Raw genomic sequence first — 11,620 nt, 5'->3', positions numbered from 1 at the left:
TGGTAGACTGCATAGTATCAGCTCTCCTTTGCTATGTAGCTCTGAAATGGTTTGGGTTACACTTTCCATTTTAACCTACGAGATGTAGCAATTTGGAGGGCTGTCTTTGTTTTACGTTCATCTTAGCTAGCGACACGAAAACACGACAGACAATTAATGACTCGCCGCACCTTCACCCTGGAACGCGCTGAGCGAGCGCTGCAGTTGCCCTGCCAGATCCTCCAAACGAGCCGACAGATGAACCAGCTCCGCGCTGACCCGGTGTTGCTCTTGAGACATGGAGGCCACCTCTTCGGTGGAGGCGCTGGTTTGCTCCACCACCGAACTGACCGTGTCCACAAATTCCTGCAAGGTCGCTTGCGATTGCAGCAGTTCCTGAACGGAGGCGGACGAACTCCGGATTTCCTTTATGAACTCCTCCATTTCCCCTTTGACGTTCTGGAAGATGCCGGCTGCTTCTTTGACCGCCTCGGTCTGGGCCACGAATAATGGCGCGATCCCCGTCAGCACCTCCACCGTTTGGCCGATCGCCTCCTGGATTTCCTCGGTAATCGCCGATACAGTTTGGATCGATTCCCCTGAAGCGGCTGCCAGCTCACGAATTTCTCCGGCGATGACCATAAACCCTTTGCCGGCTGCCCCGGCACGAGACGCTTCAATCGAAGCATTTAACGACAAAATGTTCGTTTGCTTGGTCATCTCCACCATCGGGGCAAGGATCGAGCGGATCGACTGGGTGCTTTGGCTGAGCTTCGCCGAATTCTCCTCCAACAGCGCCGTCATCCGCGACACCGCCTCCGTCTTCTCCACCAGCTGCTCCATGTGCGCTTCCCCATTGCGGCTGACCTCGATGACACGACCGGCGGATTCGTCCATCGCCGCGTTCAGACGAGCCACTCGGCTCATTTGATCGCCGATCCGTTCCGCTGTCTCGGTCCCCTTGTCCGCCTCCACGGCCAAGCTCTCAGCTCCGGCGGCAATTTCACCGGTCGCCTGCGCAATCTCAGCGGCGGTCTGCGATGTATCCCGCGACGCCTTCGTCAAATTCTCCGCCGTAGCCAACAGCTCTACGGCCGAGCCATTTGTCCGTTCCACCAGCTGCGAAATCTGCTCCAGCATCCGATTGAAGCTGTGTCCCAGCCGACCGATTTCGTCATTTCCTTTAAAGCGGGTACGCACCTGCAAGTTTCCGCGTTCACCTTCCTCCATCAGCCGGCACAACTTCTCCAAAGGCCGGCCGACCATGCGCACCAGGAAATAGCCGATCAGAGCGGCAACAACCACAGCGCCCAGGAGCACGACCAACATGACGACGAGCAGCCGGTCCGCTGCACTTAGAAAGTCGCTCTCCGGAGCGTATCCGATAATCCTCCAGTTCACCGTTTTCAACGGTCGGAACACGACCAGTTGCTGAACTCCTTGCTCATCTGCCGCCTGGAACGAGCTTTCTCCCGATTCCGCCTGTTTGGCATCCACTTTAAAAACGGATTCCGTCTCCAGAAGAGCCGGATCATTCGCATGGACAATCCGGTTATCCGCAGTAAGCACCCGCACCTGCCCGGTCTTCCCGATCTGCAGGTTGCCTAAAATATCCCCCAGTGCCTGCACCTTAATCTCAAACAACAGGATATACTCCGCCTCTGGGTGATTGATATTCCGCAGCAAGCGGGCCATCGTGACCGTAGGCTCGGTATATGCGTTAAAGAAGCCCCTCTGCAACGCTGGGAACCACACGGGCTCGCCTGTCGCATCCAATACCTTCTTTACCCGGCTTTCCACCGCCTCATCCGTCCGCACCGAGCTGACTCCCGAAGACTTGTACGATTTCACGTCTTCCAGGCCCTTCGAAACAAGACGCACACCCAAGAGGCGTTCATCCGCACTCTTCAAGGCATCCAGCTTCTTGCGGATCCGATCCTCAGCTTGCGTCTTCACAAAGGTTCCAACTCCCGGTTGGTTCACCATCTCCAGATCGCTCCGCAGCGTCTGATCCACGGCCAATTGCCGCGACGTGGCCTCATATTGCTGGAACAAGAAGTCAAGCTTGTCCGCCGCCTGCTCCACCGCTTGGGTCGAGGCGGAAGCTACCTGCTCACGAATAATCTCCCTGGACGCTCGATACGAGCTGAACCCCAGCACCACCGACAAAACGACAACAGCTGCAAACACGACCACAAACATTTTCAGGCCCACGGAATTCCAGTGCCGCCCAGCGCGAAGCTTCTTCATTTCCGCATCCCCTTTTGTTTTATGTATATATGATGAAATAAAGCCCCCATTAGCAAAAAAGGTATAGCCCCGCTTGACTGAGGCTATACCCAGGTGTTGATCAACCCATGCTGTATTATCCTTTGCTGGCGCCCGAAGTTAAGCCGTCAACAAGCAGCCGCTGCAGGAACATGAACAAGATCGTGATCGGAAGTGCGATCAGAACTGCCCCTGCGGCAAACAGCGTAAAGTTACTGTTCTGATTACTGCTGACCATATCCCACATCCCGACGGCCAGCGTCCAGTTTTCCTTCGTTCGCAGGACGAGCCGAGCAAAGATGAAGTCAACCCAAGGACCGACAAATTGGGTTAGCGCCATATACGTCAGCATCGGCTTGGACAACGGCAGAATGATGCGCCGGAAGATCAGGAAGTTGCTCGCTCCATCGATCCGTGCCGCTTCATCCAACGATCGAGGAATCGTATCGAGGAAGCCTTTGGCGATAAACGTGCCGCCCAGCGGGGCCCCCGCCGCATATACGATGATCAGAGCCAAATGCGTATCCAGCAGCTGCATCTCCCGCAGCAGCAGATAGATGGCGATCATACTCATGAATCCCGGGAACATCCCCAGCACGAGCAGACCGGAAAGCGCCGTTTTGCGTCCGCGGAACCGGAACCGGGAGAGCGCATAGCTCGTAAGCAGCGTCAGCAGCACGCCCAGAATCATAGAGCAAACCGCAATTTTCAGCGTATTCAGGTACCAGGTGCCAAACAGATAGGTCTGGGATGTAAACAGTTCTTGATAATGTTCAAACGTAAACTTCTCCGGAATCAACGTTTTGCTGTAAAGCGATTTACCCGGCCGCAACGAACCGAAGACGACCCAAAGCACAGGGTAGACGGCGGCAATACACAGCAGGATCAGCACGATGTAGCTGGCGCCCAGACGAATCGCATTTCGGATTTTCCGTCTGCTCATTGGATCATATCCTCCTCTTTAAACGACTTGGTTCTGCGGTAGTTGTAAATCGAGAACGAAGCGATAATGATGAAAATGATGATCCCGATCGCAGAGGCCATGTTGTATTTGTTTTGGTTCAACGTCAGCTTGTACAGCCACGTCACCAGGAGGTCGGTCGCACCGGCATATTGATAATCGCCCTTCACCGGATCGCCGCCCGTTAACAGGAAGATGGCGTTAAAGTTGTTGATGTTGCCGGCAAATTGGGTGATCAGCGTAGGTGCCGTCGTGAACAAAATCATCGGCAGCGTAACGATCTTAAATTTCTGGAACCCGGTTGCTCCATCCACTTCCGCTGCCTCGTACAAATCTTTGGGAATCGTCGTAAGTACGCCCAGAATCAGCAGCATGGAGACCGGAATCCCCACCCACATATTCACGACGATAACGGTCACTTTCGCCCAGAACGGGTCGGTTAACCACGGCAACCAGCCAAGTCCGAAATAACCAAGATACTGGTTGATTGGACCAAACTGGCCGTTAAACATATTTCTCATTACAAGCAGCGAAATCAGCTGCGGAATTGCGTAAGGAAGAATTAAGATCGTTCTCCATAACCCTTTGAAACGAATGCCCTTCTGATTAATCAGTAACGCGACAAGCATACCGCCAAAATAAGTCGTTACCGTGGACAAAATCGCCCAGATAATCGTCCAGGTCAATACGCCGTAAAAGGTATGGCTCCAGGTTTTGAGCGCCACCAGGTTTTTAAAGGTCTCGAAGCCAACCCAATCGACCAGCATGGCCGGCGGAATGTGCTTCGGCGCCGAATAGTTGGTGAACGCAAGCAGAATCATGAACAGAATCGGCATTACGGTGAAAAATAAAATCCCGAGGGCGGGAATACTCAAAAATGCAACAGCAAACTTGTAATCCAGTACATAACGCACCGTTTGTTTAAAGTTATTGGGCGCCTTGCCTTTGTCCCGCTCCAGCCCAATGGCGCGGGCATCGCGGACGTTCATAATATAAATGATGATAAAAACCGCCACAAACAGCAGCGTAATCAAGCTTTGAATCATGATGAAAATCGAATGATCCCAGTTCCCGTTCATATTGGCTCCGGTTCTTGGCGTTTCACCTAGCGTTACGATTCCCCAGAGCGCAAACCCTAAGTTTCGAATCAAATAGATTACGCTAAATGCTTCAAATAGAACGAACAACAACCCTTTGATATATTGTCGATTGTAGAGTTGTCCCAGGCCCATGCACAGTATCGACAAAATCGTCGCCCGATCCCGATGTTGGTGTCGGTCCATTTCCCTTCCTTCTCCTCTCCCTTGGGAAATTAAGGATGACCCGCCGCTATAAGCGGCGGGCTCAACCTTTCCACACTGGGTGAAAGTAAGTTCTGACTTACTCAGCTGCCCCGCTGTTCAATTCCTTAATTTGTTTCACAGCACTTTCCATAGCTTGTTTCGGATCCGCATTATTATTCCAGATTTCCGGGAGCGCTGCGTTTACCGGAGACCAAACGTTCGCCATTTCCGGAATCGAAGGCATCGGCTGGGAGTTCTTCGCTTGCTCAGCAAATACGGATACGAACGGATCGTTTTTGATTTGATCGGCTTCCAACGCTTCCAGGTTCGTCGGTACAGCGCCGACTTTTTCGTTCAACAGCAACTGCGCATCCTTCGTAGAAGCGAAATGAGCGAACAGTTTAGCTGCATTCGGATATTTCGTAAAGGAGTTAACAACCCAAATTTTAATACCAGAGAAGGTAATTGCTTTCTTACCGTTGATAGACGGATACAGAGCAAGACCCAGGTTGTCGCCAAGAGCGGCTTTGTATCCTGCCAATTCCCAAGGACCGTTGATGTCCATCGCAACGTCGCCTTCATTAAACAAGCTGCGTTTGATGTCCGGGTTGATGTCGCCGCTGTTGATCGGCAGAGCTTCCTTCAAGCTTTGGAACACTTTCAAGCTTTCGATGGCGCCATCGTTAGCCAGACCAATGTCGTCTGGGTTTGTGCCGTTATCGCCGAACAAGTAACCGCCGGTGCTCGCAATAAACGGATAGTTGAAGTACATGTTGCCGACTTCCCACATGATGCCGTATTTGTTTTTGGATTTGTCGGTAAACGTTTTGCTGAATTCCAGAACGTCTTTAAAGTCTTTAGGCGGTTCCGGAACGAGCGATTTATTGTAATACAAAGCCATCGTTTCGGCTGCTCTCGGATAGCCGTACAGCACGCCGTCATAGGTCGCGCCTTGGATGGAGGCTTCCGTATTGTTTTTCGTCGTTTCTTCGGCAAACGCGTCGTTCGGCAAAATCAAGCCGGAGGTTGCCGCGTTACCCAAATGATCATGAGGGACGATCAATACGTCGGCAGCCAGACCGGAAGGACCGTCTTGCGTCAATTTACCGATTTGGTCGGTTGGAGCCACTTCTTCGATTTTTACATTAACGCCGTATTTCTCCGTAAATTGTTTGGCGATTTCTTCCGTAAACACTTTCTCTTCTTTACTTTCCCAAACGACCAGCTCGGCGCCGTCTTCCGGAACGATCGAATCCGCCGAAGCGTTTTCGCCAGTTCCCGTATTCCCAGTGTTTTCGGTTTGGTTGGCCGGAGCGTTTGCGCTGCCGTTGTTGCCGCCGTTATTGTTCGATCCGCAAGCCGTGATCGAGACAACCAAGGACAATGCTGCAATCAAGGTCAATGCCTTTTTGAACTTCATTACAATAACCCCTCCTAAATATTATATAGACGATGTTGCGCAAACGTTTTCAGAAAATACCTGAAACTATTTCGGCGTTGTGACTTCTTCCTGCGATAGTTTAGTATTTCCTGCCCGAAAGCGCTTTATCCATGTAACACATCATACATCATGACATGGAACTTGTAAAAACGTTTGCACAGAGCTTAAATAGGGGTAAATCAATTCACTTCTCTTTTTTTCTTCTGTTTACTCCAAATTTCGCATTTTTTATAGTTTCACGAGTTTGCCAAACGATCGCATCCGTGGCATGCTTGTGCGTTTTTTCTCTATGTATCAAGCGATGTTTAGGACTGCATGTCCATGTTTTCCCGTCTTTTTCATCCGAAACCCTTCCCTTTTCCCTCCCGTCTTGTGCAATGGTTTGAACAGTGTTATAATCCGGATCAATGAGAGCAATACTAGCTTTGCCGCTCGGTTCAATAATTTGAAGGCGCTGTTATCGAAAGGTACATCCTCGGCCCGTTCATCGGCTTGGATGTGCTTTTTTTGCTTATGAAGCCTGTCGATGATTCGGGAGCCTGGCGGGCAAAGCCGTCCACTTAACTATTTCAGGAGGGATTATCTATGTTACTCGAAGCGGTGTATCACCGTCCCAAACTCAACTGGACTTATGCCTACGACAACAAAACGCTCCATCTGCGCCTGCGCGCCAAGAAAAATGATCTTACCGAGGTCTACGCTTTTGTTGGGGACAAATACATGTGGGATCAGAGCAAAGAGCTGATTCCGATGACCTTGATGATCAGCGATGAGATGTTCGATTATTGGGAATGTGCCTACCAACCGCCGCTGCGCCGGACGAGATACGGTTTTCTGCTGAAATCCGGCGACGAGCAAATCTGGATGACGGAAAGCGAATTTACAAAAGAACGTCCGGCCGGTCCGGAACGGCTGTTCGAATTCCCGTTCATTAATCCGATCGACGTGTTTACGCCGCCGGCTTGGGTGAAGGACGCCATCTTCTATCAAATCTTCCCGGAGCGCTTCGCCAATGGCGACCCGAGCAACGATCCAAAAGGCGTATTGCCTTGGGGCGGCAAGCCGGAACGCGATAACTTCTTCGGCGGGGATCTGCAAGGCGTCATCGATCACCTCGACCATCTGAGCGAACTTGGGGTGACGGGCATCTATTTCACCCCGTTGTTTGAAGCGACGACCAACCATAAATACGATACGGCCGATTATATGAAGATCGATCCGCATTTCGGCGATATCGCTACGGTCAAGAAGCTGGTTCAAGCCTGCCATGAGCGCGGGATCAAGGTGCTCTTCGACGCCGTATTTAACCACTCCGGCAGAACCTTCGCCCCTTTCGTTGACGTGATGGAGAAAGGCGAGAAATCCCGTTACAAAGACTGGTTCCATGTGCGCGAGTATCCGCTGCAAGTGAAGGACGGCGTGCCAAGTTACGATACATTTGCTTTCGAGCCGCTGATGCCTAAGCTGAACACGGAAAATCCGGAAGTAAAAGAATACTTGCTGAAAGTCGCTGAATTCTGGATTAAGGAAGTGGGCATCGACGGCTGGCGGCTGGACGTTGCCAACGAAGTAGACCATGCCTTCTGGCGCGATTTCCGTAAAGTCGTGAAGGCGGCCAACCCGGATGCCTACATCTTGGGCGAAATCTGGCATGAGTCCTCGGCTTGGCTGCAAGGGGACCAATTTGATGCCGTGATGAACTATCCGTTCACCGAAGCGGTGCTGGACTTCGTCGTACGCGGCACGTTGGATGCCGAGGGCTTCGCGAATGCGATCGGCAAGCAGCTGTCCCGTTATCCGCTCCAAGCAAGTGAAGTGGCGTTCAATCTGCTGGACAGCCATGACACGCCGCGCCTGCTTACACTATGCGATGGCAACAAAGCTAAAATGAAGCTGGCCGCCCTGTTCCAATTTACGTACAGTGGAACGCCTTGTATTTACTATGGCGACGAAGTCGGCCTCGACGGCGGACCGGATCCGGATTGCCGCAAATGTATGGAATGGGATCCGAAGCGCCAAGATCATGACTTGTTCGCGTTTTATCAGAAGCTGATCAAGGTTCGTAAGCAGCTGGCTCCACTGCGGACCGGCAGCCTGAAATTCTTGCTCGCCGAGAAATGCGGCTCGAAGCTTGCTTATGAACGCGTACTGAACGGGGAGAAAGTGCTTGTCCTGCTGAACAACTACGATGCCGGACAGACCTTTACGATCCCTGCGGATGGGAACACGTGGCGCGATGCCTTCAGCGGTCAAACCTACAACACCACAGACGGCAAACTTGCCGTTAAGCTTCCAGCATACGGTTATGCCGTGTTGACTATGAATAACTAACTGAAACAAAACTCATATTTACGCTCCACACGGAAAGTGCAGGGTCCCCCCTGCACTTTCTTTTTTTCTGAGGGGACATCAACGTAAAATACCTTACATCACTTCATCTAAATTTGCACTTACGTAACATTGATTTACATTTTTCGACACATTCTATTGTTTCTCTTGAATTAACATGCTATATTTCGAATAAATATTTGCGATATATCGCTGAAACATCTTAAATTACGGGGGGTTGCTTACATTGAGTGTTATATTAGTTCACGGTAGTGTTGAAACGAAAACAGATCCCCCTTATATCCAGGGCCTTGAAACGGCTGCCTTAGTCGCTCAACAGGAAATTTCCTGCGGCCGAGACCGGTTGTCTGCCGTCGAGAAGGCTGTTAACGAGTTGGAGAATAACCCGCTATACAATGCAGGTCTCGGCTCCGTCCTGAATCGAGATGGATATGTTGAGGTCGACGGCGCCATTATGGACGGCGTAACCGGAAAATTCGGGGCTGTGGCGGCCATGCGAGAAGTCAGACATGCTGTATCCGTAGCACGTAAAGTACTTGAAGAAAGCCGACATGTTGTATTGGCTGGTTCGGGAGCAACTCTGTTCGCCAGGGAACAAGGCTTCCCTGCAGACAATTGCATCACCGATGTGCAACTGGCTTCCTGGGAGACCGCGATCAACCTCAAGCGCAGCGGTAAGGAAGTGGAGTTTAGCGCCTTTACCGGATTGATTAAAGAGTCGGATACCGTCGGATGCGTCCTTCTAGATGATCAAGGCGGTCTTGCCGCCGCATCTTCAACTGGCGGATCGTTCCTGAAATTCCCTGGACGTGTCGGCGATACCCCCTACATCGGAGGAGGGATATATGCCTCAAGCCATTGTGCGGTCGTATGTACCGGACGCGGCGAGGCATTTATTTCTACCTTAACTGCGAAATTTGTCGAAGAAGAGATTAAATCAGGCCTTCATCCGCAGGAGGCTGCAACGAAGGCCATTCAACGACTCTATCAGCTTACAGGAGAATACGGCGGCATTCTTGTCGTCGACCGCCTCGGACGCGCAGCAGCGGTGCATAACTGTGACAGTTTCCCCGTCGCCATGATTCGAAACGGGTGTATCGAGCAGGTTCCTTTAGTACAGCTATCGAGTTCAAGACCCGATACACCGCAGCCTCAGACTTGAATTCAAATGCCAAGGAGAGATGTCCGTGAGCAAAGTGGAGAAAGCTTCGCTGACCGACCAGGTATATCGGCAGTTAAAAGACATGATTGTCTATGGGGAGTTGCAAGCGGGGGAACCGATTCATGCAGGAGACTTGGCCGAGCGTTTTCAAACCAGCAAAACACCGATTCGGGATGCGATTAACATCCTGAAGCACGAAGGGTTGGTCGAGATCATCCCCTACAAAGGATGCCTCGTCAGTCAGGTCAACTTAAAAGATCTGGATGAGTTGATTGGACTGAGGCTAATCCTGGAAGGCAGCGCGGCGGAACTAGCTGCTTCCTTCGCTACGCGTCAGGCGATCGACAAGCTGGAGCGTCTCGTCGGTACGAACTTTACTCCTTCGTCTGGGATCAGCGAGGTCGATTATATGCGGCTGAACTTCGACTTTCACGTCGCCGTGGCTGAAGCTAGCAACAACCGTCGACTCACCAAATTGATCATTAACAATTTAGATAACATGCAGCGTGTACTTTACTTGGATATGAAGATCGGCAGCACAAGCACAATGAACGATGAACATCGTGAAATCGTCGAGATGATTAAAAACAAAAATCCGCAAGCAGCAAGAAGGCAAATGGTTGAACACATCCTGGGTACGCGAAACCGCATTTTCTCGACCCAGCACTCTTAAAAGCTTCTAATTCAATATTGGAGGTGTGCGTCATGATATTGGAAGCGAACGGACTGACGAAAAGATACAAAGGGTTAACCGCCGTCGATGCTTATAGTCTCCAGATTAAACCGGGACAGATTCACGGCTTGATCGGCCCGAATGGAGCTGGAAAAACAACCGTATTTAACATGTTGACCTCTCTTGTCAAACCAACGGAGGGAACAGTCTATTTTCAAGGTAAAGAGATTTCCGGCAAAAGGCCCGATGAAATCGCCGCCCTTGGCTTGGCACGAACGTTTCAAAACATCCGTCTGTTCAAAGGGCTGACGGTCTTGGAGAACGTGATGGTGGCAGCTCAAATCCATAAAAAGTCGGGGCTCATATCGACCTTGTTTCGGTTTCCCGGCTTTGCTCGGGAAGAACAAAGCATTCGCTCAGAGGCGGAAAACCTACTAGCCTCGGTCGGACTTGAAAACGTACGGGACGTCAAGGCAGGAAGCCTGCCATACGGATCCCAGCGTAAACTGGAGATCGCCCGCGCTTTAGCGTTGCGCCCCTCCCTGCTGCTATTAGACGAGCCGGCCGCCGGTATGAACCACAGCGAGTCGGCGGAGTTGACATTGCTCATTCGGGAAATCCGTGATCGTTATGATTTGAGCATTTTGTTGATCGAACACGATATCCCGTTTGTCATGAATCTATGTGATCGTCTCCAGGTCTTGAGTTACGGCAAACTCATCGCCGAAGGGGATCCTGAGACCGTTCGCTCCCACCCCGAAGTAATTGAAGCCTATTTAGGGAGGTCGGCCGAACATGCTTAAAGTTAAGGGGATTAATGTTTATTATGATCAAATTCACGCGTTAAAGGACGTCTCACTAGAAGTACGGCAAGGCGAACTTGTTGCCCTGCTCGGAGCCAACGGAGCCGGCAAAACGACGACACTGCGGACCTTGTCGGGATTGCTAAAGCCTAAATCGGGCAGCATCGAGTACATGGGCAAGGAGATCACCTCCGTACCCGCCCACAAAATTGTGTCCATGGGGATGGCTCATTCCCCTGAGGGTCGTCAGGTTTTTGCCCAACTTACCGTGCTGGAGAACTTACGAATGGGCGCTTATACGCGTCCTAAATCGGACGACATCTCTACAGATATCGAATGGATTTACAGCTTATTCCCGGTACTTAAACAGCGAGAGAAGCTGCCAGCGGGAGCGCTTAGCGGCGGAGAGCAGCAAATGTTGGCCATGGGTCGGGCGCTCATGAGCAAGCCTAGCCTGTTATTGCTCGACGAGCCCTCACTGGGACTGGCCCCGATCATGGTGGAGAAGATTTTTGAAGTCATTCAATTAATGAAAAAAAGCGATATTACCGTACTGCTCGTTGAACAAAACGCTTATGAATCACTGCTGATCGCCGACCGAGCTTATGTACTCGAGACCGGCAGCATCAAGCTTGAAGGGCCTGCCGAAGAGCTGTTGCACAATTCGGATATCCAAAAGGCTTATCTGGGGGGTTGAACCG

9 protein-coding genes are annotated in these 11,620 nt (G+C 51.3%); 5 read left to right on the top strand and 4 right to left on the bottom strand.

Going from position 1 to position 11,620, the window contains the following annotated elements:
• Window positions 1-153: 153 nt before the first annotated feature.
• The 4 genes from RW092_RS22390 to RW092_RS22375 form a co-directional block, all read right to left on the bottom strand.
• The gene (locus RW092_RS22390) at window positions 154-2,229 is read right to left on the bottom strand and encodes a methyl-accepting chemotaxis protein (protein WP_316011356.1); all 2,076 of its coding nucleotides are present in this window, start codon (window positions 2,227-2,229) and stop codon (window positions 154-156) included.
• A 115-nt stretch (window positions 2,230-2,344) separates the two neighbouring features.
• The gene (locus RW092_RS22385; protein WP_016313721.1) at window positions 2,345-3,190 is read right to left on the bottom strand and encodes a sugar ABC transporter permease; all 846 of its coding nucleotides are present in this window, start codon (window positions 3,188-3,190) and stop codon (window positions 2,345-2,347) included.
• On the bottom strand, window positions 3,187-4,491 hold the full coding sequence (locus tag RW092_RS22380; protein ID WP_316011355.1) for a carbohydrate ABC transporter permease: 1,305 nt from the start codon (window positions 4,489-4,491) through the stop codon (window positions 3,187-3,189). Before RW092_RS22380 ends, RW092_RS22385 begins: the two co-directional genes overlap by 4 nt.
• Before the next feature lie 97 nt (window positions 4,492-4,588).
• On the bottom strand, window positions 4,589-5,911 hold the full coding sequence (locus tag RW092_RS22375; protein ID WP_316011354.1) for a sugar ABC transporter substrate-binding protein: 1,323 nt from the start codon (window positions 5,909-5,911) through the stop codon (window positions 4,589-4,591).
• A 606-nt stretch (window positions 5,912-6,517) separates the two neighbouring features.
• Between RW092_RS22375 and RW092_RS22370 the strand changes: the two genes are divergently transcribed.
• The 5 genes from RW092_RS22370 to RW092_RS22350 all read left to right on the top strand — a co-directional run bounded on the left by RW092_RS22370 (window position 6,518) and on the right by RW092_RS22350 (window position 11,616).
• On the top strand, window positions 6,518-8,263 hold the full coding sequence (locus tag RW092_RS22370) for an alpha-glycosidase (RefSeq protein ID WP_316011353.1): 1,746 nt from the start codon (window positions 6,518-6,520) through the stop codon (window positions 8,261-8,263).
• A 244-nt stretch (window positions 8,264-8,507) separates the two neighbouring features.
• Window positions 8,508-9,443, top strand: coding sequence for an isoaspartyl peptidase/L-asparaginase family protein (locus tag RW092_RS22365; RefSeq protein ID WP_316011352.1), 936 nt, complete (start codon window positions 8,508-8,510; stop codon window positions 9,441-9,443).
• A 25-nt stretch (window positions 9,444-9,468) separates the two neighbouring features.
• On the top strand, window positions 9,469-10,116 hold the full coding sequence (locus RW092_RS22360) for a GntR family transcriptional regulator (protein ID WP_316011351.1): 648 nt from the start codon (window positions 9,469-9,471) through the stop codon (window positions 10,114-10,116).
• A gap of 32 nt (window positions 10,117-10,148) precedes the next feature.
• The gene (locus RW092_RS22355) at window positions 10,149-10,919 is read left to right on the top strand and encodes an ABC transporter ATP-binding protein (RefSeq protein WP_316011350.1); all 771 of its coding nucleotides are present in this window, start codon (window positions 10,149-10,151) and stop codon (window positions 10,917-10,919) included.
• Complete coding sequence (locus RW092_RS22350; RefSeq protein ID WP_316011349.1) at window positions 10,912-11,616, top strand: ABC transporter ATP-binding protein; 705 nt, start codon at window positions 10,912-10,914, stop codon at window positions 11,614-11,616. Before RW092_RS22355 ends, RW092_RS22350 begins: the two co-directional genes overlap by 8 nt.
• Window positions 11,617-11,620: the final 4 nt, after the last annotated feature.

The organism is Paenibacillus sp. 3LSP, from assembly GCF_032465655.1.
GTDB lineage: Bacteria > Bacillota > Bacilli > Paenibacillales > Paenibacillaceae > Fontibacillus > Fontibacillus barengoltzii.
The sequence above is the reverse complement of the archived record's forward strand: the minus strand, read 5'-3'. Positions and strand labels throughout refer to the sequence as shown.